Origin of the sequence: Pseudarthrobacter sp. CCNWLW217 (assembly GCF_037203985.1) — a bacterium.
In the GTDB taxonomy this organism is placed as follows: Bacteria; Actinomycetota; Actinomycetes; order Actinomycetales; family Micrococcaceae; genus Arthrobacter.
The window spans coordinates 65,397-88,965 of the sequence record NZ_JBBCBT010000007.1; the positions used below are offsets into that span (position 1 = coordinate 65,397).

Consider the following 23,569-nt stretch of genomic DNA (forward strand, 5'->3'; position numbering starts at 1 on the left):
ATGGCAAAAACAGACGAGGTCAAGGGATCACCCGCGGTTTACCGAAGCGGGCAGGAGATCGAGTGCTGGCTGACGGACATGGACGGCGTCCTGGTCCATGAAAACCAGGCTGTCCCCGGCGCGGCTGAACTCATCCAGCGCTGGGTTGACACCTCCAAGCGGTTCCTGGTGCTGACCAACAACTCCATCTTCACTCCCCGCGACCTTGCCGCGCGGCTCCGCGCGTCCGGGCTGGAGGTTCCGGAGGAGAACATCTGGACGTCTGCGCTGGCCACCGCGCAGTTCCTGAAGGACCAGGTACGCGGGTCCGGGTCCGGAAACCGGGCCTACACCATCGGCGAGGCTGGACTGACGACGGCGCTGCACGAGGCCGGCTTCATCCTCACCGACCAAGACCCGGACTTTGTGGTGCTCGGCGAAACCCGGACGTACTCATTCGAAGCCATCACCATGGCCATCCGCCTGATCCTGGCCGGCGCACGCTTTATCGCCACCAACCCTGACGCCACCGGCCCGTCCAAGGACGGCCCCATGCCCGCGACAGGTGCCATCGCCGCCCTCATTACCAAGGCCACCGGCCGGGAACCGTACGTCGTGGGCAAGCCGAATCCCATGATGTTCCGGTCGGCGATGAACCAGATCGACGCCCATTCCGAGACCACTGCCATGATCGGTGACCGGATGGACACCGACATCATCGCGGGCATGGAGGCGGGCCTGCACACGGTCCTGGTGCTGACCGGAATCACCCAGCGGGAAGACATCGCCTCCTACCCGTTCAGGCCGAACCAGGTCCTGACCTCCGTGGCGGAGCTGAAGAACCAGATCTAGAAGACCGACACGCGGGATCCCCCGCCGGGCAGGGGGAAGAACTCGTTCATGAGTTGTTCCACAACGGCCCTGTATACGGCGGGGTTCCAGCCCGGACTGGCGTGAGCCGGCCGGGCGCCCTCCGTTTGGAGGTTGGTGGAGACCATGTTGGAACGGAAGGCCGCTTGCCAGGCTTCCAGTGCCGTCTGGTAACGCACAGTCTGGTCCCGGGGGTTGCCGATATAGGCCATCTTCGTCCCGCCCAGCTTCTCCACGAACCGGAGTCCGTCGAAGTGGTAGATGTAGGCGGACTCCGACTGGATGAGCACACTGGACGGCGCGATCGGGGACAGCTGTTCCCACGTCTGGTCCAGGATCTGGCGCCAGCTCCGTTCGTCCTTGTGGATCACCCGCTCCCCCAGCTCGTAGCCGCCGCGCAGCACGGACGGCACGCGGAAACCCCGCTCATAGAGGAACACCACGCCGTCGAACCAGCTCTGGTCCAGGACGTCGTGCTTGCTGTACGGGCTGGAGTCAAGCAGGATGAACGCCACTTCCACACCATGGAGTTCACGGAGCCTTGCAGCGACCTGCGTGGCCACCATGCCGCCGAAGCTGTGGCCGTAAAAAAACAGCTTGGTGAGCTTTTTCGCCCGGACGTGCTCAATGACTGCAATGACCAGTTCGTCGATGTCCAGCCCTTGGTTTGAATACCCGACGGCGGCCAGCTTGCCGCGCTTGTTCAGCGCCCCGCGGAGGGCGTTGAGGATCCACTGTGCCTCTTCCCAGCTGGTCTTATAGCCCGGGAACAGGAACCAGCTGGCATCCGGGTAGTAGGCGTCGGCGAAGTCGTCCGGCACCTCCAGGATCCGGTTGACCCGCCGCTCCAACTGGACCCGGCGGGTGAGCAGCATATCCCCGGCCAGCAAGGCGGAGGCTCCTGCGCCCCAAAGGAATCCCCGCCGGGAGAATTCCCTAAGCCTGGCGGCGTCGGCCAGCAGCCGGGCATGGTCAGTTCCCGGCTGTTCAGGCTGTCCTTGCGGATCTGCTTCCCCCCTGTACGGCACATCTCTACCGTACGCACAGCGGAAGCCGCTGCTGCAACTCCCGGGGCAAGGCCTCCGGCGTCAGCTGGCGGCCTGGCCCTCCCTGGCTGGGTCGTACAGGCCTCCGAACGGGTTCCGCCGCGACAACTCGCAACCGATTTCGTTGTAGCGGGCCAGCAGGTCCGAGCCGGCGAATGCTTCCGGCTCATCAAGAAGCGCAAAGATCGAATCACTGGCGGCGAGGAGTTCGTCGTCGGAATACTCGGCTAAGGGCCGGCCGAACAGTGCGTCGATGGGCGCGGGAGCCTCCCCTTGGCCGCCGTCAGCGAAGCCCTCAGTGAGCTCGTCGGTAATGGCCAGCGACAGCTCGTTGACGCCATCCTCCAGCGGGGCCGCGTCGGAGGACTGAGTGAGAACCAGCGAAACACCGCCACTGGCCAGGCCCGGAAGCGTGGCCCCGTCGATGGCGTTGAGATCGCTCCGGAGGCCAGCTAATGCTGATGATTCCACGAAGGCGGCCCTGGAGAGGTCAACGTGGACATGTGAAGGGATACCCATATCCCGAACGCGTCGGATCATCTGCACAAGTGCTGGGCGGGATTCCTCATTGAGGCTGCCCCGGATATCGATCCGGACGGTGTCGGTGAGAACGTCACGCGTAGCGAGGGCGTGTAATTTGCGGTCCATAGGTACTCCAAATAAGGGTGTCTATGGCCGACGGCTCAACCTTGGCAAGCGTATCCTTCCAGCCACCCCGGCACAAGCCATGCGGGCCTAGCCCGCCTGGGCTTGTCCCGGTTCCTGGTAATGCGTGCGCGTGCCGGACCCGCCGACGGAATCCACCAAGGACTTGGCGATATCGCGCAGCTTGGTGTTGCTGTTGCTGGACGCCTCAGTGAGGATGTGGACGGCCGCGTCCTGGCTGCAGCGGTTCTGGGCCATCACGATCCCTACGGCGATGTCGATGATGGTGCGGGATTCCAGGGTTGCGCGCAGATTGGCGGCGCTGTCGGTGTGCAGGGAAAACCTGACGGCGAGGCGCAAGGCCTGCGAAATTTCCCTCGTATAGCCCCTAGCTTTGGCCGCCGCGCGTTCGTCGAACTTGTGCGGTACGTCCGAATAGAGGTTCAGTGCTGCCTTTGCTTCGCCCTGGAGGTTGAACGGCAGGGAGAGGACGGAACGCAGCCCGTGGGATGCCACGGCATTGGCGTAGTCCGGGCCCCAGCGGTCCTCCTCGAACAGGTCGGGGACGTTCACTTCGCGTTCCTCTTCGGCGGCAGTCAGGCACGGGCCCTGCGACAGTGAGTACTGGATTTCATCCACTTCACGGGCGGAGTCGCTGCTCCAGCCGATGGTTGCGGCCTTGCGGTCGCGCAGCAAAGTGATGCCGCACAGGGCGTCGTCGCCGTCCCCTGCCACCTGGTGGGCTGAGAACCTTGCCAGCTCGTTGAGGAACTGCTCAAAATCCGCGCTGTCCAGGATGAGGTTCTGGACCTGCTCGGTGGTGTTCAAAGGGAGTTCCGGTGGGAGCATGGCGCGTTCTCCAATAGCTGCAGAAGAGGGTTGAGCAAATACTAGGACGACCCCCAGCGCCAGTCCAGCCGGCACCAGTTTAGGCGGGTGCCGGCCGGATTAGAACTAGGAAAGACCCAGTTCGTCCTTGCCGAACGCAAAGAGGTACGGCACGCCGGTCTCGGCTTCGATTTTTTCCTTGGCCCCGGTGTCGCGGTCCACGATGACAGCCACAGCCACAACGTTGCCGCCGGCCTTGCGGACGCCCTCAACTGCGGTGAGCGCCGAGCCGCCGGTGGTGGACGTGTCCTCCAGTACCAGCACTTTCCGCCCGTCGACGGACGGGCCCTCGACCTGGCGGCCCATCCCGTAGGACTTCTGCGCCTTACGGACCACAAAGGCGTCAACCGTCCGGCCGGCGTCAACCGCGGCGTGCATCACCGCGGTGCCCACGGGGTCAGCACCCATGGTCAGTCCGCCGGCGCACTCGAAGTCGATGCCGGCGTCGTCCGCCAGTGCCAGCATGACCTGGCCCACCAATTTGGAGGCTTCGTGGTGCAAAGTGATGCGGCGCAGGTCGATGTAGTAGTCGGCCTCCGCTCCGCTGGAAAGGATCACCTTGCCGCGGACGACGGCGAGCTCCTTAATGAGTTCAAGGAGGCGGGCGCGTGCAGCAGTGGCGTCAAGAGGGGGAGTCATGGTCTCCAGTTTAGTGGTTTCCGCGCGTGCCCCGTGGCTGGTGCCGGCGGGCAAAGCCGGGCGCGTGTTCAGGCCTGGGTCCGAACGCTATGAGCCGGGGAAGGAGCCCCCGCATCCTCGGGACGTGCCGGAGAACGAACAGCAGCGCCGGCGGCGGCCCGGGCGTTCTTCCGGCGAACAACGGGACGAACACTACCCGGTGCATGATGCGCTGGACTGTCTGGACAATCACGGTGGGCATCCGGCGCCGCCATTGAACGGCAGCGAGATCCTCCGCCGTGACGCGCCCGCCCAGGAGTGCCGGAGCCAGCCGGTCCGCCGCCGCCACCGCATCCTGGATGGCCAGATTAATGCCCACGCCACCTACCGGAGACATCGCATGGGCGGCGTCGCCAATGCACAACAGCCCGTCCACGTACCAGCGCCGCAGCCGGTCCAGCCGCACATCCAGCCAGTGAAGGTCATCGAGCGAACGGATGGCGTCCACCCGATCCGCCAGGTCCGGGCGCAACGCGGCAACGCGTTCCCTGAAACGGTCCACGCCCTCGGAGCGGATCCTGGCACTGTCTTCCTTGGGGGCGAGGTACCCCATTTGGTAGTAGTCGTCGCGGAACAGCGCGATCATGGCTTCGCGGTCCCGGAAGGCCGGAACGATGCCCGCCACTGCGCCCTTCTCCGAAGCGTAGCGCGGGAGCTTGAACCACCAGGTGTCGAAAGGAACCGGATACTCCTTGGGCTGCAGGCCGGCGGCCCGGCGCAGCACGGAATGGCGCCCGTCCGTAGCCACAACGAGGTCCGCGTGCAGTTCCCCTTCCGTCCCGGCTCGCGTCCGGTAGCGGACACCGGCGACGCGCCCGACGTCGAACATTAACGACGTTGCTTCATGCTCCATCAGGAGCGTGAACGAGGGTTCGCGCGCCGCCTCGGTGGCCAGGAAATTCAGGAAGTCCCACTGAGGCATCATGGCGATGTAGTTGTAAGGGGGCTTCAGTGATGCGAAATCGCCAATGGTGACCATGCCGGCGCCGGGGATGGGGAAAGCCACGCTGTTCAGCCGGCTTTGCGGGAGCCTGCGGAATGCGTCGCCCAGCCCGAGTTCGTCAATCAGCCTGATGGTGGACGCATGCACGGTGTCGCCGCGGAAATCCCGCAGGAAGTCGCCGTGCTTTTCGAGTACAGTGACCCCCACCCCGGCCCGAGCCAGCAGCAGACCCAGCATCATGCCCGCAGGCCCTCCGCCTACAACAGCGCACCCCGTCTGTTCCATGCCCCAACGCTACGCCGGGGGGCGTCACGGCGGATACGGGAGAATGCCCGTTTGCGTGTCCTCAGCCACCAAGCACCTGGCCTGGAAGTTCGGTTATCCCTGGCACTTGCTGTTGTCGCCCCGGGGTGCCAATGGCACCGCGGGGCGAGCTTCCGACGGCGGCACGCTCCGCAGCTGCGATGCCCGCCAATGCGTCGGCCACCACCTGGTCCACCGGGGAGGCGATGTCGACGACGATGCCGGCTTCGTCGGCGTCGAGCGGTTCCAACGTGGCCAGCTGTGAATCGAGCAGGGCCGGGGGCATGAAGTGGCCGGTGCGCCCTTCCGTCCGGGCCCCCAGCACCTCTTTGCTGCCGTGCAGGTGCAGGAAGATGGTGTCCGGCGCCTGGGCGCGGATGGCGTCGCGGTAGCTGCGGCGCAGGGCCGAGCAGGCGAGTACCAGTCCGCCGTTCCCGGCGGCCGCGAGCTCACTGCCCACCGTAGCGAGCCACGGCCACCGGTCCTCGTCCGTGAGCGGCGTTCCGGCAGCCATCTTGGCGACGTTTTCCACCGGGTGGAGCGAGTCGCCGTCGAGGAACGGGACGCCCAGCTCACGGGCCACCAGGTCACCTATCGTGGTCTTGCCGCAACCCGAGACGCCCATGACGATGATGCGATGCTTTGTCATGTCCACTGCCTCACCAGTCATGGACGGTGCCGTCAACGAGGCGGTTGTAGGGCAGGTAGGCCTGCTGGTACGGGTAGGCCGCTGCTGCCTCTTCGTTGAATTCGACGCCGATGCCGGGCTTGTCGCCCGGGTGCAGGTAGCCGTCCACGAACGTCATGGACTGCTCGAAGACCTCGTTGGTCTTGTCCGAGTGCTGCATGTACTCCTGGATGCCGTAGTTGTGGATGGCCAGGCCCACGTGCAGCTGCGCGGCGAAACCCACCGGAGAGATGTCGGTGGGGCCGTGGAAACCGGACTTGATCTGGTACTGCGCGGCGAAGTCCATCACCTTCTTCAAAGGGGAGATCCCGCCAAAGTGCGTGGAGGCGGCGCGGACGTAGTCGATCAGCTGTTCCTTGATCAGGGTCTGGTAGTCGAACACGGTGTTGAAGATTTCCCCGATGGCCAGCGGGGTCGTGGTGTGCTGCCGGACCAGCCGCAGGCCCTCCTGGTTTTCGGCCGGGGTGCAGTCCTCAAGCCAGAACAGGTCATACGGTTCCAGGGCCTTTCCCAGCTTGGCGGCCTGGATGGGGGTCATGCGGTGGTGGCCGTCATGCAGCAACGGGATTTCCGGGCCGAATTCGTTCCGGACTGCTTCGAACACGGTGGGCAGGTGGCGCAGGTAGGCACGGGTGTCCCAGTCCTCCTCCACCGGGAACGCGCCGCGGCCGGCGGGCTCGTAATCGTAGCGCTCGCCGGAGGCCTGCGCCTGGGCGGCCACCCCGTAGACGGCCTTGATGCCCGGAACAGCGGTCTGGATACGGATGGACTTGTAGCCCAGCTCCAGGTGCTCCCGGACCGAATCGAACAACGACTCGATGTCGGCGCCGGACGCGTGGCCGTAGGCGCGCAACCCGTTCCGGGACGCCCCGCCCAGCAGCTGATACACCGGCATGCCCGCCATTTTGCCTTTGATGTCCCACAGCGCCATGTCCACTGCGGCGATCGCGGCCATGGTCACCGGACCGCGGCGCCAGTACGAGGACCGGTACAGGAACTGCCAAGTATCTTCGATCCGGTGCGGGTCCTTGCCGATCAGCAGCTGCGCGACGTGCTCCTTCAGATACGCGGCAACGGCAAGCTCGCGCCCGTTCAAGGTGGCGTCGCCGATGCCGGTCACCCCGTCCTCCGTGGCGATCCGGAGGGTCACGAAGTTACGGGACGGGCTAGTTACGAATACTTCTGCTGCGACAATCTTCATGAAGTTCAGCTGTTCCTTCCAGAAATCAGGCGGGCGGCGGTTGTTGTTGTAGTGGCGTTCTTGGAGAAGGTGCCGCACAGGCCGGCTACCAGGGCAACGGTCTGTTCGTCGTCGCCGAGCCCATGGCTGACGAGGTTGAGGAGGGCGGCCACCCGACCGAGGCCATCGGCCCCGTTCGCCGCACCGATGGCCTCGGACAGCGGGTCCTGGAGCTTTTCGTTGGCGGCCGCATAGTCGATCCAGGCCGCCAGCATCATGGCGCTGCCGGCACCGGAGCGGCCCCGGGATCTTTCGGCCGCCAGGACCGGCAAGGCCCTCATGCGAAGCTTGGTGGACCCATCCACAGCGATCTGGGACAGATGGTGCGCGATCCGTGCGTTGCCGAAACGGGCGACCAGTGCCTCCCGATATTCAGGTATATGCAGGTTTTCGTCGGGCAGATGTTGTGCGGCCTCATCCCAGAAGGCCTCCACCGCGTCCCGGCAGAGCCGATCCTCCAGCGCTTCGGCCACCGTGGTGTGCCCACGCAACTGACCGGCATAGGCCAGGAGTGAGTGCGCTCCGTTCAGCAGCCACAGTTTGCGGTTTTCGTACGGTTCGATGTCGTCCACCAGGACGGCACCGGCGTCTTCCCAGCGTGGCCTGCCCTTCGGGAAATTCCCGCTGATTACCCAGTCCCGGAAAGGCTCTGCGACCACAGGCGAGGTGTCCCGGTAGCCACAGGAATCCTGCACCTGGGCAATATCGGCGTCGGTGGTCCGGGGGGTGATGCGGTCGACGGAAGTGCTGACGAAACTGACGTTCGCACCGATCCATTGGGCAAGCTCCCCGTCCCAGGCCTCGGCGAGTCCCATGATCGAGCGCCGGGCGACTTCTCCGTTGCCGGACAGGTTGTCGCAACTGACAACGGCGATCGGCCCGGCAGCAGCTTCCTTGCGGGCGGCGAGGGCTGAAACGAGCCGGCCCAGCGGAGTGGCCGGCCTTTCGCCGGTACCGGCATCGCCGGCCAGAACCGTGAGATCGGCGGCAAACCCAGGAGCGCCTGCGTCAAAGCGGCCGTTGGAGTCCAGTCCGTACGCGGCTTCGGTGATGGTCAGCGTGACCATCGCGGTTTCCGGCGCTGAGACTATGTCCCGGAGGCGCCCGACGTCGGCGCCGTCCACCGCTTCGGCAACACTGCCGATGATTTCGAAACTGTCCCCGTTGCCTGAGCGCTCAATCAGGGTGAAGAGGCCGTCCTGCGCAGCAAGCGCCAGGGCGGCGTCAGGCCTGCGCCCCGTGAATGCGGCGATCCCCCATTCGGTTCCGTCACCGGCGTGCTGGGTGTACCACGCCTCGTGTGACCGGTGGAATGCCCCGAGGCCAAGATGGACAATCCGCACCGGCGCTTTGGGAAGGCCGGTGAGCGCCCGGTTAAGGACGGGCACTGCGCTCACAGCTTGAACACCCTTCGCGGGGAAGCATCCACGATATCCACGATAAGTTCGTGCGCGCGCTCTTCGCTGATCCGGTGCTCGGCCACCAGTCGCGCCAGGAAGGCGGCTTCGATCCGGCGCGACGTGTCGTGGCGTGCCGGGATGGAGCAGAACGCCCGCGTATCGTCGATGAACCCGGAGGATCGTGAGAAACCGGCCGTTTCCGTCACTGCGGAACGGAAGCGCAGCATCGCATCGGGCGCGTCCAGGAACCACCAGGGAGCTCCGATATACACAGACGGATAGAAACCTGCCAGCGGCGCCAATTCCCGGGAGAACACGGTCTCGTCCAAAGTGAACAGCACCAGGTGGAAGTCCTTGGCGGTGCCAAAGTCCTGCAGCAGCGGCCGGATGGCCTCGGTGTAGTTCACGGCGAACGGAATGTCGTGCCCCGTGTCCGCGCCGAAGGCCTCGAACGTGGGGCCGTGGTGGTTGCGGTAGGAACCCGGATGTAGGGTCATGACCAACCCGTCTTCCACTGACATCCTGGCCATCTGGTAGATCATGTGGGCTTCGAAGGCCTCGCAGTCTTCCGGTGTGGCTTTCCCCGCACGGGCGCGCTCGAACAGACGCCCCGCGTCGGAGGGGTCCAGCTTGAGGGTGGCCGGGGTACGGACGCCGTGGTCGGCGGACACCGCGCCGTGTTGCACGAAGTGGCGCCGCCTTGATTCCAGGGCCTCAATGTATCCGGTGTATCCGGCAGCCCCGGAGCCCGCGGCGATGAGGCGTTCCACATTGTCCTGCCACGCTGGATGGGCGATGTTGAGGTACTGGTCGGGACGGAAGGTAGGCAGGACGCGGCCAGCGAAGGCAGGGTCGGCGGCCAATGCAGCATGGCTGTCCAGCGAGTCCAGCGGATCATCCGTGGTGGCCAGCACCTCGATGTTGAACTCCTTGAACAACTCCCGCGGCCGGAAACCTGGTTCGCCTAGCTTGGCCGAGATCATGTCGTAGATCCTGTCGGCGTTCTCCTCGGTGGGCTCCTCGTGCAGTCCGAAGACGTGCTCGAATTCCTGCCGGAGCCAGTAGCCGGACGCGGTTCCCTCGAACTGGGGCCAGGCGGCAGAGAAACTGCGCCAAATCTCGCGGGAGTCTGAGGTCTGGCCGCCGAGTCCTAACTTGTCCATCGCGATTCCACCGGCGTGGATGAGGCGGGTCACGTAGTGGTCCGGCGTCACCAGGAGAGCGGCGGGATCGGGGAAGGGCAGGTTTTCTTCAATAGTGACTGCGTCCACATGTCCGTGGGGGGAGATGATGGGGAGGCCCGCCACGCGGTTATAGAGGGACCGGGCTATCTCCCTTACGCCGGGTTCGGCAGGGAGGAGCCGGTCGGGATGCGCTGCTATGGAATATGACATGGTCTCAACGTGCCCCGGCGCCGGCGGTAAGCCCGGCGATCGCCGCAGTGCGCCGCACGTAGTCAAGGTTGCCGGCAGTACGTTCGGCCAGTGGAAGCTCTGTGGAGAAATCCTCCACTGTAACCCAGCCGTCGTAGCCATGTGCCGCCAGTGCCTTGAAGTACTCCAGGACGCTGCCCTGTCCGGACTGCAGCGGCGCCCACTCATTCCGGAAGACTGCGGCGCCGGACGGGTCAGGTGTATCCTGGCGAATCCACACGGCATTTTTGACATGGATGTGTGCCAGATATTCCCCCAGCAACTCAAAGGCGGGAAGGTAGTCTTCCTGTCCTTCGATCAGCAGGTTGCCCAAGTCATGAATTACCCCCACATGCTTGGGGTCCAGGCCCTCCAGCAGCCTGCGGGCTGATGATGCCGACGCCGTGATGGTGCGATGGTGGAGTTCCACCAAGGCCTTCACGCCGTGGTGGGCTGCCCGTTCGGCTATCCATTCGAAATCGCGCCGGGCTTCCTCAAACAGGACAGGGTAAGGAACTCCGCTGGGCTCTTCGTCCCCCCAGCCCGCGGTTCCGAGCGGAAGCGTGGTGACGCGGACCTGCCCGGCACCCAAGGCGGCAGTGGCCGCCAGCATACGTTCGACGTCGTCGTGGTTGTCGCATCGCGCGTAGCCGCCGATGCCCGAGAACTCCAGGCCGGCGTCGCGGGTGATGCCGGCAACCCACTCCAGGTTGTTTTCGAGGCCGGTCAGCGGGATGGTTGCGTTATTGCCGGCCCAGAAACCGGGTACAGACGCCTCCGCCTGGTCCGTGATCCGCCACTCGATGCCGTCCCATCCCTGGGCAGCCAGGGTGGCAGCGGCTACTTCCGGAGTCCAGTCGGGTGTGGAGGCCGTGAATACTGAGAATTTCATCTGGTCAGGCGCTTTCTGTCGGCGTGGTGCCAGTTCGGACTTCTAGGTCGTTGTATTTCCCCGCCAGGACGTCTTCAAACAGGACAGCCTGGTTCAGCGTGGCCGATATGTAGACGGCGCGCACGGTGGCCAGGGCATTGACGGCGTCAGTGACAGTCACTCCGGGCTGGCGGCCCTCGGCAACGGCACCAAGGATGTCGCGGTACTGCCGGATGTGCCCTGCCGGATACACCGTCGGATCTTTGGCCTCATAGTCCTCTTCGGGATACTTGGCCAGCTCCTCCTGGGCCTGGTTTCCTCCTCCTTGCAGCCCCATGTCCGACGAGGCTCCGCCAGCGTCCTTGGCATGGAAGTACTGAAGCTGGTCGTTGTCCACCACCGCGGAGCCTTCCGAACCCATCAACTGGACCCTTACTGTCAGTCCCGGGTAGGCGGCAGTAGTGGCGTGCAGGACTGCAAGGCCGCCGTTCTCAAACGTCACAGTGGCAACTGCGGTGTCCTCGACCTCGATCCGTTCGTGAGCCAGGCGGGCCGTGTGGGCATGGATCTCGACCGGCCTTCCCAAAAACCACAGCAGCAGGTCGACCGTGTGTACGCCCTGGTTCATCAGGGCTCCACCGCCGTCCATGGACCACGTGCCGCGCCAGTCACCGGAATCGTAGTAGTTCTGCCCGCGCCACCACGCGACCGAGGCGATCGCGGACGTGAGCCGGCCAAACCGGCCCTTGGCGACGGCGTCGGCAACGGCAACGCTCGCCTGGTCAAAACGGTGCTGGCTGATGACGGAAGCGACCACGCCGCTGCGTGCGGCTTCGTTTGCCGCGGCTTCGATCTCCTGGGCGCGGCTCAGGTCCACGTCCAGCGGCTTTTCAATAACCACATGCTTGCCGGCAGCCAAAACTTCCAGGCTCTGCTGGATGTGCAGTCCGCTGGGTGTGGCCAGCGCCACCAGGTCGATGTCGGTTGCGCCCAAAGCCTCCTCGATGGACGTGTGCACCGTCGGTCTGGGCCGCCCGCTGGCTTCGATAAAGTCCGCAAGCGAGTCGGCTGCGTCCGGGAGGGCGTCGATCAACGCCACGATGCTCGTCTCCGGAAACTCCTGCAGGGCAACTGCGTGCGTGCGGCCGATGACGCCGCAACCGGTGATGGCAATCTTCAACGGGTCGTTCATGCTGTCTGGACTCCTGCTTCTGCGGTGACTTTGGCAAACGCCCGGGCGGCGATGCCAAAAGCGGTGGGACCGGAGAACCCTCCGAGGCCATGAGCGCCGGCCAGATGCGGCTCCAGGGATGCGAAGCCCGTGTAGCCGTCAGCTTTGAGCGCCTCAACGGTGCGTAGAAGATCGCCGTCGCCCTCCCCGGCAGGAACCACGTGTCCGTTGGCGAACAAGGCATCTTTGACCTGCAGGTACTCCAGGTAGGGGCGGAGCTTTGCGTAGGCCTCGTCAAACGGCTTTACTCCGACCTGCACGAAGTTGGCAGCGTCCCAGGCGACTTTCAGCGCGGGTGAGTTCACGGTTTCGATGATGTCCAGCACACGGTCCGGAACGTCACCGAAGATGTCCTTCTCGTTTTCATGCAGCAGGATCACGCCTTCTTCCTCGGCTACCGCCGCCAGTGCGCTCATCCGTTCGATGACGGCGTCGCGGATGCTGTCCACCGGAACGGATTCGCCGTAGTAGAAGGAAAAGATCCGGATGTACCTGGCCCGAAGGACCTTGGCGGCTTTGGCGGCACGGCGCAGGCGGGTCACTTCATGTTCCACCGGGAGGCTGACGTCCACTTTGCCTATTGGTGACGCGATCGCGGAGACCAGCATGTCCTTCTCTTCAAGCAGCTTGGCCAGGGCCGCGAGCTGGTCATCGGAAAGGTCCACGATGTTGGTGCCCCACGCGCTTCGCACCTCGATGTGGTTCGCCCCAAGGGCCTGCAACACTGCGATCTGCACAGCCGGGTCGTCGTCGATCTCATCGCCGAATCCCGACAGGGCCCACGGGGCCTGGGTGGCTGGAACCATGGTTACTTAACTCCTCCGGCGGTGAGCCCGCCAACTAGATAACGCTGGAAAATCAGGTAAAGAATGACTACTGGTGCGGCACAGACCAGGGCGGCTGCCATCATCTGGCCGTAGAACGGGATAGCGCCGCCTTCCTGTGAAGCGCCGAAGATCTGCAGCGCCACGGCGGCGGTCTGGCTTTCCGGCCTGGTCATCACGGATGCGAACAGGACGTCGTTCCAGCCCAGCAGGAAGGCGAAGATGCCGGAAACCACAATGCCGGGCCAACTCAGCGGCAGGATGATCTTGAACAAGACGCCGAGGTTGCTGGCACCGTCAATCCGCGCCGCTTCCTCCAGTTCGCGGGGCAGCCCGCGAAGGTAGGTGACCATGACCCAAGTGGAGAACGGCATGGCGAATGTCAGGTAGGTGACGAACAGTCCCCACTGTGTTCCGATGACCTGGATGCCCAGGTACGTTGCGGCCGAAGAGAACAGCACAAATACGGGGAGCACCATCAGGGTTCCCGGTACCGACTGAAGGGCCAGGAGCCCGCGCAGGATGGTAAGGCGGCCCCGGAAACTGTAGCGGACCAGGACGAATGCGGTGGAAACGGACAGAGCCGCAGAAACAACGGCCGTTGCTCCTGCCACGAGGACACTGTTGGCGAGCCCGGTGGCCAGTCCCACACTGGTCCAGATTTTCGAGTAGTTCTCAAGCGTGAAGCTTGAGGGCCAGAATTCGCCGTTGGCCACACCGATGTCCGAGTTGACCGAGGCAAGGAAGATATACAGCACGGGGATCAGGACCAAGGCACCGAGGAAAACCAGGATGATGGCGAGCATCGGACCGGGCAGCAGCCGGGTTACTTCATGCTGGCGGAAGGAACCCGGACGGGACACTGCAGCTGCAGCGGCGGCATTGCGGCGCTTGGTTGCGGTGGAGGTGCTCATTTCTTGGCTCCCGGTGACTCGGCGTCGTCGAGCTTGACGGCACGCAGGTAGACAAACAGCGGAATGGCGATCAACACCAGGGAAACGAAGGCCATGGCAGCGCTCAGCCCGAAGCGGAAGCTCTGGAAGCTGGTGACGTAGGTGAGGATCGGAAGTACCTCGACGTCGGCCGGAGCCGGAACACCGAACAGCACATACGGAAGCGTGAAGTTGTTGATGTGGTGCAGCATGCCGATCAGGAACGCGAGTGAGAGTGGCCCCTTCAGGTACGGGAAGATGACGTAGCGGAGTTTGTTCCACCACAGAGCCCCGTCAAGGGCCGATGCCTCATGCACCTCGTGGTCCACAGCCTGCAGCCCTGACAGGGCGAGCAGGTAGATGAAGGGCCAGGAAGCCCAGATCTGGACCAATACCAGCGTCCAGAAAGTCTGGGGCCCGTTCAGCCACAGGCCACCATCAATGCCCACGGCTCCCAAGGCCTTGTTCACGATGCCGTCCGGCTGGAACATGGTGCGCCAGACCGTGGCAACCACAAAGGACGGAAGCACGTACGGGATGAGGAAGATGGACCGGACCACCGCGCGGCCCTTGAAGGCGTTCTGCGTGGCGACTGCGGCGGCAATGCCAAGCGGCAGGGTGATGACCATGGCCAGCAGGGAGTAGCTGACGCTCAGCCAGGTCGCGTGAAGCAGGGGCGAGGACGTCAGCGCCTCGACGAAGTTCTCGACGCCGATGAACGGTGAGCTGATCCAGCGGCGGAGCGTGTACTGGTCCAGGTTGAGGGTGGACATGTAGATGCCCAGAATGAGGGGCACCACGATGATGATGATCATCAGGGTCCCGCCGGGAATCAGCATCCACAGGGGGCGGTTGCGTTCACTCAGGCCTTTGCGGCGGCCTTTGCTTTCGCCGGCAGGTGGCGGACCCGCGATGGAGGCGGCTGTCCGGGAGGCCCGGCTTGCGGCGGACTCCGCCACAAGCCGGACTTCGTTGGAGGCGTCAGTAGACATGGGGAGTTATCCTTTGGCGGCCCGGTCAAGGGACGCCTGCCCCTTGGTCTGGGCGTCCTTGATGCGGGCCTCGAGCGTTGAACTGTCGAGCTTGCCGCTTGCAAGATCCGGGATGGACTGGACTGTAACGTTCAGCAGGCCAAGCTGGATGTCTCCCCAAGCGCCTGTGAACGGCGTCGCCTTGGATTTCGCAGCAGCATCGGCGATGGGCTTCAGGGTCGGTTCGCTCAGGGCGGCCAGGGCCTCGGCATTGGCCGGAAGGTCGCCGAAGATCTTCTGGTAATTCAGCTGCTCCTCTTTGGAGGTGATCAGCTTGATGTACGCGAAAGCGAGGTCCTTCTCCTTGGAGTAGTCCGCCACCACCAGGTTGTCTCCTGAGAGGATGCTCGCGGCCTCGTCTCCATCGCCTTGGGGGCTTGATTTCCCCGGCGCGGTGGTGGGCATCAGTGCGTACTCGAACTTCCCGGCGATGGCCGAGTTGTTAAGGGTGGGAATGGAGCTTGAGGTGGTCATCATCAGATATCCAGCCTTGCCGCTGGCAAAGGCGGCCACCGCATTGCTGTTGCTCCAGCCAACGGAAGCCGGGTCCACGATCTTGTCCTTGGTCAACCAGCCAAAGTACGTTTCGTAGGCCTTCTTGACAGCAGGATCGTCCAGTTTGAGCTTGTCACCGTCAACGATCGGGTTGCCGGCCTGGACGGACATGGCCCAAATGAACTTCCAGGGATCGAAGTTGTCCTTGTAACCGGTGGCGAGCCCGTACGTCCCGTCCTTGGTCATTTTCTTCGCCTGCTCAGCAAGTTCGTCCCAGGTGGTGGCGGGCTTTTCAATCCCGGCGGCCGCCAGCAAGTCCTTGTTGTACGCCATCACGAAGGGGCGGCTGACGAACGGAATACCTGCCTGGTTGTCCTCATCCGGGCCGGAGATGCCGAGAGTGGCAGGGTTGAAGCGGTCCTTGCCGCCCACCTTCTTCCAGTCGTCATCGGAGAGGGTCACGAAGGCCTTGGTGGCGAAAGCAGTGGGCGTGAACGTGGTACCAAGCCCGTAGATGTCCGGCCCCTGGCCCGAGACCACGGAAGTCTGGATGCGTGTGAGTTCATCGTTGGCCGAGGCGAATGTTTCAAACTTCACGTCCGCCCCGGTTTCGGCCTTGAACTTGGCCGCGATATCGCTCTGCCATTGTTTCTGCTGTTCCGGGTACTGAGGCAGGACACCGACGAGGACGTTGAGCGTCTTCCCGGTTCCGTCCACTTTTCCGTCTGCGTTTGTTGAACTGGATGTGGTTCCGGAGCCGGCCCCACAGCCGGTCAGGGCCAATGCTGCAGCCGCAGCGACTGCCGCAATCCCGGTAGACGATCTAAACCTCATTGTTTTCTCCTCTGGGACGCCCACATGGCCACACCGTCATGTGGCGAACATCACTGCGGGCGATTCGAACCTCAGTCTAGGGATCATGCAACGCTTGCGGCAAGCGGTTGCCAAAAGTTGCCAATGATGTTTTTATTGAGCCATCGGCCATAGCAACGGAGAGCCTGCAGGATCGGAACCCATGCACTCTTTGAGCAGGCAACAAGGAAAGGACCCCCATGGGCTCTGCAATCAGGGATTCCCCGGAAGAGCGACCACCAGGGCGGGAGACTTCCGAGAAAATGCCCACGATCAGGGACGTCGCCGAACTCGCGGGCGTTGCCACCTCTACCGTCTCCCGCGCGCTGTCCAAGCCGGACCGCGTCAACCGACACACCAGGGAGCGCATCGAAGAGGCCGCCTCCCGGCTCAACTATGTCCCCAGCTCGCAGGCACGCGGCCTCAGTTCGGGCCGCACCAACACGGTAGCTGTCCTGGTACCGGACATTACCAACCCCTTCTACTTCGACATCATCCGGGGGACCCAGCACCAGCTCAAGGCCGCAGGCCTCACCCAACTCCTGGTGGACACCGAGGAGTCCAACGAGATGGAACTCGAAGCACTTCACAAGCTGCGGCGGTCGGCGGACGGCTTCGTCCTGGCGGCCTCACGCCTAACGGATGCGCAACTTGCCGAGGTCTCCGGATCCCAGCCACTGGTGACTATCAACCGTGCGTCAGCGGATGCGCCAAGCGTGGTCATCGATACGCCATCCGCCATGATCCAGGCTTTGGAGCATCTTGTCTCACTTGGCCATCAGCGGGTCTGCTACGTCAGCGGCCCGCCCACATCCTGGTCCAATTCAAGGCGTTGGAAGGTTTTTGAGGAGGACTCAACCCAGCGGGGACTGGAGATCCACAGGATCGGGCCTTACATTCCGAAAACTACCTCCGGCGCAGCCGCCGCGGACGCTGCGGTGCGCACGGGTGCCACGGCGTGCATTGCCTTCAATGACCTGCTGGCCATCGGCATGCTGCAACGGCTGCGGGAAAGGGGCATCCGAGTCCCTGAAGACATGAGCATCATTGGATGCGATGACATTTTCGGTGCAGATTTCTGCAACCCGCCGCTGACAACAATTTCCTCGCCGATCGAGCAGGCAGGCCGCGTTGCCGTCTCGATGCTCCTGTCCCAGCTGAATCCGTTCCAAGGTGGAACGACGAGGAGGCTTGCCGTCATGCCCACCCACCTCACGGTCCGTGGCTCCACGGGACCGGCGCCGGGGGCGCAGTAACGCGGGTGCTGAACCGGCAGTGGGCGTCAATCGCGTGCGAGGCCCGGGGAGGACACAGTTGAGCCATATTGACACCGCTGGCTAGGCTGGGACACATGCGCGAACTCCAGGCCAGAATCGTTGAAGAAATGGGCGTGCAGCCCCGGATCGATCCCGTGGGGGAGGTGCGCAAACGCGTGACTTTCCTCAAGGACTACCTCAAGGCAACCCACACCAAGGGCTTTGTCCTGGGTATCTCCGGGGGCCTGGACTCATCGCTGGCCGGACGCCTGGCCCAACTGGCCGTCGAGGAGCTGGAAGCCGAGGGCGTCGAGGCGAACTTCGTGGCGGTCCGCCTGCCATACGGCGTGCAGCACGATGAGGACGACGCCCAGGCGGCACTGGACTTCATCCAGGCCAAGACCGAGTGGACCTTCAACATCTCAGCTGCCGTAGACGGCTTCGAGGACGAGTTTGAGAAGTCCGTTGGCAACGGGATTTCCGATTTCCACAAGGGCAACACCAAGGCCCGCACCCGCATGATTGCCCAGTACGCGCTGGCCGGCGAGCACAATTACCTGGTCATCGGCACCGACCACGGCGCCGAATCAGTCACCGGCTTCTTCACCAAGTATGGCGACGGCGCCGCGGACATCCTGCCCCTTTTCGGCCTGAACAAGCGCCAGAACCGTGAACTTCTGGCCGAGCTCGGAGCCCCCGCCCGTGTCTGGGAGAAAGTGCCCACCGCAGACCTGCTGGACGGCAAGCCCGGGCGCACCGACGAGGACGAACTGGGCCTCAGCTACGACCAGATCGACGACTACCTCGAGGGCCGGGACGTGACGGACGAGGTAGCCGAAAAGATCGAAGAAAAGTACCTGCGCACCCGCCACAAGCGCACCGTCCCCGTCACGATCTTCGACACCTGGTGGAAGCACGAGGGCCCCGAGGAACCCCGGGCAGGCCTCTAGGGGGGCCTGGCGCACGACGTCGATGACCCACGACGTCGACCGTTACCTCGCGGGAAAGCCGCCGGCCGCCGTCGAACTTTTCCGCCGGTTCCGGGCTATGGTCCTGGCCGCCGGCGAGTGCGAGGAGCGGGTCCACCTCACGGAGGTGGCGTGGGCGGACCGGCGCGTCTTCGCCTCGGCATTCATCGTCTCCGGGCGACTGGAAGTGGCAATCGATCTCCTGCGACAAGTGGAGCATCCAGCCTTGCTGCAGAGCTTTCCCACCACCAGGAAGGTCTATACGCACCGGTTCACTTTCACGACGGCTGACCAACTGGACGCCGACATCGAGGCGTGGCTGGTCGAAGCCCATGATGACGTTGGACCGGGAACGCGTTGAACGGCCGGGGTTTCCAAGGATCAGGAACCCTAGGGCAGCAGGACAATCTTGCCGTGCCCGTGGCCGGTACGGCTGAGTTCCAACGCGTCGGCAGCCTCGACCAGCGGCAACCGGTGCGCAATGGTGAACGTGATCAGGCCTTCCGCTGCGAGCGTCGCCACTTCCATGATGCGCCCCTCCTGTTGCTGCACTGCGGCGATTCCGGCTTCCTGTGAATGCTTGCCGGGCGCCGTGATGACCGCCCGGGTCCTGTCCGGAAGCAGTTCCACTGTTGCCGCCACGGATTCCTCTGTCCCTACAGCGTCCAGCACGGCAGTGACTGGACCTGCCTCTTCGGCGGCTGACCTCACGCGCTCCACCAGTCCCGGACCGTACCTTACGGCCTCCGCGCCCAGCTCGCGCAGGTAGTCCTGGTTGGCTTCCGACGCCGTGCCTATCACCCGGGCGCCGAAGGCTTGGGCAATCTGGACTGCTGCGGAACCCACACCCCCGGCCGCCGCGTGGATCAGCACCGTGTCGCCCTCGCCCACACCCAGCTGCTTCAAGGCCGAATAAGCGGTGCCGCCGGCTACCGGGATGCAGGCCGCCTGCTCAAAGTCGACGCCGGCGGGCAGCGGTGTGAGCTGTTCGGCAGGCACTACGGCCTCCATCCGGTAGCCGCCCGTGAATCCGTTCCAGATGACTTCGTCGCCCACGCTGAAGCCTTCGAACGCCGGGCCCACCGCCGCGACCACCCCGGCAGCTTCACCGCCTGGCACTTGGGGGAGTTCCAGCGGCGCCACTTTGCTGAGGTGTCCTGCCACCAGCCTCCAGTCCATCGGGTTGACGCCAATGGCCCGGAACTCCACCCGCACCTCGCCGTCGGCGGGGTCCGGTAGTTCCTGGGGCCCGACTTTCAGGACTTGCGGGTCGCCGTAGTGTTCGAAGTAGACATTGGTGCTCATGTCCCTGGCTCCTTAGGGGGTGTCCGGCACTCTATCGCTAGCGTAGGCACGCCCCGGCGGCCGTCACAACAGTTCCTTCCCGGGCGTACCCAGCCTGCCGGTGATGCGGTGGGCTTCCTCCATCAAAAGCCGGCCGAGGAATTCCTGCCGGTCTTCGCGGAAGCGGGGTTCGATACCCGTGAGCGAAAGCGCCCACGCAGGACGTCCCGACTGGTCAAAGACGGCGGCACCCATCCCCCAGCTACCTTCCAGGACCAGACCCGGATTCACCGAATAACCGGTCTCGCGCGTCCTGGCAAGGCTGGCACGGACAACCTCCTCTGTGTGTGCCTCGGCGAACGGGCCGGCATGGTCAGCCCAGCGCGCCAGCACCTGCTCCTGCTCGTTTTCCGGCAGAAATGCCATGATCGCGGTTCCGGCCGAGGCGACGCCCAGCGGGAACCGGACTCCTTCGTGGAGCACAAAGGAGCGCACCGGGAAGCTGCCTTCCTCCCGGAGCAGGCAAACAGTCTCCGCCCCTCGGCGGATGGAAAAGAACGCACTCTCCCCCGTCTCTTCCGCCAGCCGGCGAAGGCTGGGCCGGGCGATCTCTTCAAGCGGGAAGCGCGCGGATGCCACAGACCCCATCAACAGGATTTCGGGCCCGAGGACCCAGTTGCCGGTACGGGCATCGTGGTCCAGCAGCCCCTCAGCCGCCAACGAGGTCAGCAGACGGTGGACAGTGGGCCGGGTGAGGCCGGACTCCTTCACCAACTCCACCAGCGGGCTGCCCTCGGGCTTGCGGCCGGCAATGCGCAGCAGCCCGGCGATGCGGCTGACAACCTGCGCGCCCTGCACGGGATTCTGGTTCATGGAAGTCCTTTCGGCCAGGCAATGCATCCATATTGTGGACTTCATCTAGCGTACAGTCCACACTGTAAAACCGCGGCATTTTTCCGGGTTTTGGTGCATTGACAGTCACTGTTTTAGCCCCGTACGCTTCGAAACCAGAGCCGTTGTCCATAAAGTGGATTCCTGGCAGACGCACTCTCAATGAGGAGAAAGATGTCCAAACTCAATTCAAGCGCCGCTGACGCCCTGCACGGTGCCCTGCGTGATGGGATCACCCTCGCCGTGGGTGGCTTCGGCCTCAGTGGCATCCCGGCTGACCTGATCGAGGCTGTCCGCGACTCGGGCGTTCGGGACCTGACCGTGGTGTCCAACAACATGGGCGTGGACGGCAAGGGCCTTGGGGTCCTCATCGAAGCCGGCCAGGTCTGCAAGGTCATCGCCTCCTATGTAGGCGAAAACAAACTGTTCGCCGAGCGGTACCTGGCTGGCCTGCTTGAGGTGGAGTTCACGCCGCAGGGGACGCTGGCCGAACGGCTCCGCGCCGGCGGCGCCGGCATTCCCGCTTTCTACACCAAGACAGGAGTGGGAACCGTCGTGGCCGAGGGCAAGCCGCTGGCAGAGTTCGACGGCGAAACGTACGTTCAGGAGCGCGCCATCCGCGCCGACGTCGCACTGGTCCATGCCCACACCGCGGACACGGACGGGAACCTGATTTACCGCTTCACCGCCCGAAACTTCAACCCGGTTGTCGCTACAGCCGGTGCGGTCACCATCGCGGAGGCAGAAGTGATCGTGGAGCCGGGGGCACTGGATCCCAACCACGTTGTCACTCCCGGCGTCTACGTCCAGCGGCTGGTCCAGGCTTCGGTGCGCGTCAAGGACATCGAACAGCGCACCGTCCGCTCCCGGACCTCCGAGCCCGTCCCCGCCTAGCCCTCCGCGCAGTCCGGCGCGTACGAACACTCAAGCCCCCAAACTTTGAACCCGAGGAGAAACCCATGGCCTGGTCCAGGGATGAAATGGCTGCCATCGCGGCCGAGGAACTGAACGACGGCGACTACGTCAACCTGGGGATCGGCATTCCCACGCTGGTGGCCAACAACCTGCCCCACGGCGTCCGCGTGATCCTTCAGAGTGAAAACGGCCTGCTGGGCATGGGGCCATTCCCCTACGACGGCGAAGAGGACGCGGACCTCATCAACGCCGGCAAGCAGACCGTCACCGTGTTGCCGGGCGGCAGCATCTTCGATTCCGCCACGTCCTTCGGCATGATCCGTGGCGGCCACGTGAAAGTCGCCATCCTCGGGGCCATGCAGGTCTCCGGCAACGGCGACCTCGCCAACTGGACCATCCCCGGCAAGATGGTCAAAGGAATGGGCGGGGCCATGGACCTCGTCGCCGGGACCCCGCGGGTGGTGGTCCTGACCGAGCACAACGCCAAGGATGGCACGGCCAAAATCGTCACGGAGTGCACGCTGCCGCTCACGGGCCTCAGCTGCGTGGACCGGATCATCAGCGACCTGGCCGTCTTTGACCTTCCGAAGAATGAAGGAGGAACGGGCGACGGCGGCGGGCGGCAACTCACGCTCACGCGCCTTGCGCCGGGGGTCAGCGTGGAGGAAATCCGTGCGAAGACCGAGGCCGCATTCGACGTCCAGCTCGAAAACGCAGGAGCCACAGCATGAGCCTGAAGGAACAGTTCGGCAAGGATGTCCTGCTCACCGGCTGGGGCCACAGCCGGTTCGGCAAACTCACCGACGAAACCCTTGAGTCCTTGATCGTCCAGGTGGCCACCGAAGCCATAGCCAACGCCGGCATTGAAGCGGGCCAGATAGACGAGATCTACCTCGGCCAGTTCAACTCCGGGATGATGCCGCTGGCCTTCCCGTCGTCCCTGGCGCTCCAGGTCTCCCCGGACCTGGCCAACGTCCCGGCCACCCGCGTCGAGAACGCCTGCGCTTCCGGCTCGGCCGCGTTCCAGCAGGGCACCAAGGCCCTCCTCGCCGGCACCGCGAAGACGGTCCTCGTGATCGGCGCGGAGAAGATGACCCATGCCGGCGCCGACGTGGTGGGTGCGGCGCTTCTTGGCGCGGACTACGACATGGCCGGCCAGACCTCCACAACCGGCTTCACCGGCCTGTTCGCCGACGTCGCGAAACACTACGACAAGCGCTTTGGACGCGGGGACGGAAAACTGGGCGACGTCCTTGGCAGCATTGCCGCGAAGAACCACCGCAACGGCGTGGACAACCCCTACGCCCAGCTCCGGAAGGACCTTGGCGAGGACTTCTGCCGCACCGTCTCGGACAAGAACCCCATGGTGGCCGATCCCCTGCGCCGCACCGACTGTTCCCCCGTGTCCGACGGTGCCGCCGCCGTCGTGCTCTCAACGTCACCAACCGGCGGGGCTACTGTGCCGGTGCGGCTTGCGGGGTTCGGCCACGCTAACGGCTTCTTCCCGGCCGAACGGCGCGATCCCACGGCCTTCGAGGCCACGCGTGTGTCCTGGCAGCGCGCCCTGGCGATGGCCGGCGTCGGGCTTGAGGACTTGGATTTCGCAGAGGTCCACGACTGTTTCACTATCGCCGAACTGCTCATGTACGAGGCCATGGGGCTCACCGAAACCGGCCAGGGCGCCCGTGCCCTTGAGGAAGGCTGGGTCTTCAAAGACGGCAAGCTGCCGGTCAACGTCTCAGGCGGACTCAAGGCCAAGGGCCACCCCGTGGGCGCCACGGGCGTGTCCCAGCATGTGATCGCCGCTATGCAGCTCACCGGCACGGCCGGCGACATGCAGCTGGCGAATCCGCGCCGGGCGGCGGTACAGAACATGGGCGGAGTGGGTATTGCCAACTACGTGAGCGTGCTCGAGGCCGTCTAACAG

At 64.4% G+C, this 23,569-nt stretch carries 24 protein-coding genes; 7 read left to right on the top strand and 17 right to left on the bottom strand.

Going from position 1 to position 23,569, the window contains the following annotated elements; all coding sequences use genetic code 11:
* The gene (locus tag V9L18_RS09915; protein WP_337346996.1) at positions 1-831 is read left to right on the top strand and encodes an HAD-IIA family hydrolase; all 831 of its coding nucleotides are present in this window, start codon (positions 1-3) and stop codon (positions 829-831) included.
* On the opposite strand, the gene V9L18_RS09920 is transcribed toward V9L18_RS09915, so the two are convergent.
* The 15 genes from V9L18_RS09920 to V9L18_RS09990 form a co-directional block, all read right to left on the bottom strand.
* Complete coding sequence (locus V9L18_RS09920) at positions 828-1,877, bottom strand: thioesterase domain-containing protein (protein WP_337346997.1); 1,050 nt, start codon at positions 1,875-1,877, stop codon at positions 828-830. The genes V9L18_RS09915 and V9L18_RS09920 overlap by 4 nt on opposite strands.
* Before the next feature lie 60 nt (positions 1,878-1,937).
* The gene (locus tag V9L18_RS09925; RefSeq protein ID WP_337346998.1) at positions 1,938-2,543 is read right to left on the bottom strand and encodes a hypothetical protein; all 606 of its coding nucleotides are present in this window, start codon (positions 2,541-2,543) and stop codon (positions 1,938-1,940) included.
* An 87-nt stretch (positions 2,544-2,630) separates the two neighbouring features.
* Positions 2,631-3,389 (bottom strand): GAF and ANTAR domain-containing protein, encoded by a 759-nt coding sequence (locus V9L18_RS09930; protein WP_337346999.1) that lies wholly within the window; start codon positions 3,387-3,389, stop codon positions 2,631-2,633.
* 105 nt (positions 3,390-3,494) lie between these two features.
* On the bottom strand, positions 3,495-4,067 hold the full coding sequence (pyrE, locus tag V9L18_RS09935) for an orotate phosphoribosyltransferase (RefSeq protein ID WP_337347000.1): 573 nt from the start codon (positions 4,065-4,067) through the stop codon (positions 3,495-3,497).
* Between the two features lie 10 nt (positions 4,068-4,077).
* Positions 4,078-5,334, bottom strand: coding sequence for an FAD-dependent oxidoreductase (locus tag V9L18_RS09940; RefSeq protein ID WP_337347001.1), 1,257 nt, complete (start codon positions 5,332-5,334; stop codon positions 4,078-4,080).
* 61 nt (positions 5,335-5,395) lie between these two features.
* A complete protein-coding gene (locus V9L18_RS09945) occupies positions 5,396-6,001 on the bottom strand; it encodes a gluconokinase (protein ID WP_443197942.1) in 606 nt (201 codons plus the stop codon).
* Positions 6,002-6,011: 10 nt separating this feature from the next.
* Complete coding sequence (gene manD / locus V9L18_RS09950) at positions 6,012-7,241, bottom strand: D-mannonate dehydratase ManD (RefSeq protein WP_337347002.1); 1,230 nt, start codon at positions 7,239-7,241, stop codon at positions 6,012-6,014.
* 5 nt (positions 7,242-7,246) lie between these two features.
* Positions 7,247-8,677 (bottom strand): mannitol dehydrogenase family protein, encoded by a 1,431-nt coding sequence (locus V9L18_RS09955; RefSeq protein WP_337347003.1) that lies wholly within the window; start codon positions 8,675-8,677, stop codon positions 7,247-7,249.
* Entirely contained in the window at positions 8,674-10,074 is a 1,401-nt protein-coding gene (uxaC, locus tag V9L18_RS09960) for a glucuronate isomerase (RefSeq protein WP_337347004.1), read from the bottom strand. Before uxaC ends, V9L18_RS09955 begins: the two co-directional genes overlap by 4 nt.
* Positions 10,075-10,078: 4 nt before the next feature.
* On the bottom strand, positions 10,079-10,984 hold the full coding sequence (locus V9L18_RS09965; protein WP_337347005.1) for a sugar phosphate isomerase/epimerase family protein: 906 nt from the start codon (positions 10,982-10,984) through the stop codon (positions 10,079-10,081).
* Between the two features lie 4 nt (positions 10,985-10,988).
* Complete coding sequence (locus V9L18_RS09970; RefSeq protein ID WP_337347006.1) at positions 10,989-12,155, bottom strand: Gfo/Idh/MocA family protein; 1,167 nt, start codon at positions 12,153-12,155, stop codon at positions 10,989-10,991.
* Positions 12,152-13,000 (bottom strand): sugar phosphate isomerase/epimerase family protein, encoded by an 849-nt coding sequence (locus tag V9L18_RS09975; RefSeq protein ID WP_337347007.1) that lies wholly within the window; start codon positions 12,998-13,000, stop codon positions 12,152-12,154. Before V9L18_RS09975 ends, V9L18_RS09970 begins: the two co-directional genes overlap by 4 nt.
* 2 nt (positions 13,001-13,002) lie before the next feature.
* Positions 13,003-13,932, bottom strand: coding sequence for a carbohydrate ABC transporter permease (locus tag V9L18_RS09980; protein ID WP_337347008.1), 930 nt, complete (start codon positions 13,930-13,932; stop codon positions 13,003-13,005).
* Positions 13,929-14,942 carry a carbohydrate ABC transporter permease gene (locus V9L18_RS09985; protein ID WP_337347009.1) on the bottom strand — a complete coding sequence of 338 codons (1,014 nt, stop codon included), beginning with the start codon at positions 14,940-14,942 and terminating at the stop codon, positions 13,929-13,931. Before V9L18_RS09985 ends, V9L18_RS09980 begins: the two co-directional genes overlap by 4 nt.
* Before the next feature lie 6 nt (positions 14,943-14,948).
* Positions 14,949-16,310 (bottom strand): ABC transporter substrate-binding protein, encoded by a 1,362-nt coding sequence (locus V9L18_RS09990; protein ID WP_337347010.1) that lies wholly within the window; start codon positions 16,308-16,310, stop codon positions 14,949-14,951.
* A gap of 218 nt (positions 16,311-16,528) precedes the next feature.
* Here V9L18_RS09990 and V9L18_RS09995 point away from each other — a divergent pair, with 218 nt between their 5' ends.
* The 3 genes from V9L18_RS09995 (at position 16,529) to V9L18_RS10005 (ending at position 18,913) form a co-directional block, all read left to right on the top strand.
* The gene (locus V9L18_RS09995; protein ID WP_337347011.1) at positions 16,529-17,584 is read left to right on the top strand and encodes a LacI family DNA-binding transcriptional regulator; all 1,056 of its coding nucleotides are present in this window, start codon (positions 16,529-16,531) and stop codon (positions 17,582-17,584) included.
* 95 nt (positions 17,585-17,679) lie between these two features.
* Positions 17,680-18,534 (top strand): ammonia-dependent NAD(+) synthetase, encoded by an 855-nt coding sequence (gene nadE / locus V9L18_RS10000; protein WP_337347012.1) that lies wholly within the window; start codon positions 17,680-17,682, stop codon positions 18,532-18,534.
* 22 nt (positions 18,535-18,556) lie between these two features.
* On the top strand, positions 18,557-18,913 hold the full coding sequence (locus V9L18_RS10005; RefSeq protein ID WP_337347013.1) for a DUF5655 domain-containing protein: 357 nt from the start codon (positions 18,557-18,559) through the stop codon (positions 18,911-18,913).
* A gap of 29 nt (positions 18,914-18,942) precedes the next feature.
* On the opposite strand, the gene V9L18_RS10010 is transcribed toward V9L18_RS10005, so the two are convergent.
* On the bottom strand, positions 18,943-19,857 hold the full coding sequence (locus tag V9L18_RS10010) for an NADP-dependent oxidoreductase (protein WP_337347014.1): 915 nt from the start codon (positions 19,855-19,857) through the stop codon (positions 18,943-18,945).
* A gap of 63 nt (positions 19,858-19,920) precedes the next feature.
* Entirely contained in the window at positions 19,921-20,709 is a 789-nt protein-coding gene (locus V9L18_RS10015; RefSeq protein ID WP_337347015.1) for an IclR family transcriptional regulator, read from the bottom strand.
* A 192-nt stretch (positions 20,710-20,901) separates the two neighbouring features.
* Between V9L18_RS10015 and V9L18_RS10020 the strand changes: the two genes are divergently transcribed.
* From V9L18_RS10020 to V9L18_RS10030, 3 genes are all read left to right on the top strand, one after another.
* Positions 20,902-21,621, top strand: a complete 720-nt coding sequence (locus V9L18_RS10020) for a CoA transferase subunit A (RefSeq protein WP_337347016.1) — start codon at positions 20,902-20,904, stop codon at positions 21,619-21,621.
* Positions 21,622-21,686: 65 nt separating this feature from the next.
* The gene (locus tag V9L18_RS10025) at positions 21,687-22,373 is read left to right on the top strand and encodes a CoA transferase subunit B (RefSeq protein ID WP_337347017.1); all 687 of its coding nucleotides are present in this window, start codon (positions 21,687-21,689) and stop codon (positions 22,371-22,373) included.
* Positions 22,370-23,566, top strand: coding sequence for an acetyl-CoA acetyltransferase (locus V9L18_RS10030; protein WP_337347018.1), 1,197 nt, complete (start codon positions 22,370-22,372; stop codon positions 23,564-23,566). The genes V9L18_RS10025 and V9L18_RS10030 overlap by 4 nt, the downstream gene beginning before the upstream one ends.
* Positions 23,567-23,569: the final 3 nt, after the last annotated feature.

Coding starts and splice junctions, on each gene's coding strand:
- V9L18_RS09915 (WP_337346996.1), top strand. CDS start 1: ATGGCAAAAACAGACGAGGTCAAGGGATCACCCGCGGTTTACCGAAGC.
- V9L18_RS09925 (WP_337346998.1), bottom strand. CDS start 2,543: ATGGACCGCAAATTACACGCCCTCGCTACGCGTGACGTTCTCACCGAC.
- V9L18_RS09930 (WP_337346999.1), bottom strand. CDS start 3,389: ATGCTCCCACCGGAACTCCCTTTGAACACCACCGAGCAGGTCCAGAAC.
- pyrE (WP_337347000.1), bottom strand. CDS start 4,067: ATGACTCCCCCTCTTGACGCCACTGCTGCACGCGCCCGCCTCCTTGAA.
- V9L18_RS09940 (WP_337347001.1), bottom strand. CDS start 5,334: ATGGAACAGACGGGGTGCGCTGTTGTAGGCGGAGGGCCTGCGGGCATG.
- V9L18_RS09945 (WP_443197942.1), bottom strand. CDS start 6,001: ATGACAAAGCATCGCATCATCGTCATGGGCGTCTCGGGTTGCGGCAAG.
- manD (WP_337347002.1), bottom strand. CDS start 7,241: ATGAAGATTGTCGCAGCAGAAGTATTCGTAACTAGCCCGTCCCGTAAC.
- uxaC (WP_337347004.1), bottom strand. CDS start 10,074: ATGTCATATTCCATAGCAGCGCATCCCGACCGGCTCCTCCCTGCCGAA.
- V9L18_RS09965 (WP_337347005.1), bottom strand. CDS start 10,984: ATGAAATTCTCAGTATTCACGGCCTCCACACCCGACTGGACTCCGGAA.
- V9L18_RS09970 (WP_337347006.1), bottom strand. CDS start 12,155: ATGAACGACCCGTTGAAGATTGCCATCACCGGTTGCGGCGTCATCGGC.
- V9L18_RS09975 (WP_337347007.1), bottom strand. CDS start 13,000: ATGGTTCCAGCCACCCAGGCCCCGTGGGCCCTGTCGGGATTCGGCGAT.
- V9L18_RS09980 (WP_337347008.1), bottom strand. CDS start 13,932: ATGAGCACCTCCACCGCAACCAAGCGCCGCAATGCCGCCGCTGCAGCT.
- V9L18_RS09985 (WP_337347009.1), bottom strand. CDS start 14,942: ATGTCTACTGACGCCTCCAACGAAGTCCGGCTTGTGGCGGAGTCCGCC.
- V9L18_RS09990 (WP_337347010.1), bottom strand. CDS start 16,310: ATGAGGTTTAGATCGTCTACCGGGATTGCGGCAGTCGCTGCGGCTGCA.
- V9L18_RS09995 (WP_337347011.1), top strand. CDS start 16,529: ATGGGCTCTGCAATCAGGGATTCCCCGGAAGAGCGACCACCAGGGCGG.
- nadE (WP_337347012.1), top strand. CDS start 17,680: ATGCGCGAACTCCAGGCCAGAATCGTTGAAGAAATGGGCGTGCAGCCC.
- V9L18_RS10005 (WP_337347013.1), top strand. CDS start 18,557: ATGACCCACGACGTCGACCGTTACCTCGCGGGAAAGCCGCCGGCCGCC.
- V9L18_RS10010 (WP_337347014.1), bottom strand. CDS start 19,857: ATGAGCACCAATGTCTACTTCGAACACTACGGCGACCCGCAAGTCCTG.
- V9L18_RS10015 (WP_337347015.1), bottom strand. CDS start 20,709: ATGAACCAGAATCCCGTGCAGGGCGCGCAGGTTGTCAGCCGCATCGCC.
- V9L18_RS10020 (WP_337347016.1), top strand. CDS start 20,902: ATGTCCAAACTCAATTCAAGCGCCGCTGACGCCCTGCACGGTGCCCTG.
- V9L18_RS10025 (WP_337347017.1), top strand. CDS start 21,687: ATGGCCTGGTCCAGGGATGAAATGGCTGCCATCGCGGCCGAGGAACTG.
- V9L18_RS10030 (WP_337347018.1), top strand. CDS start 22,370: ATGAGCCTGAAGGAACAGTTCGGCAAGGATGTCCTGCTCACCGGCTGG.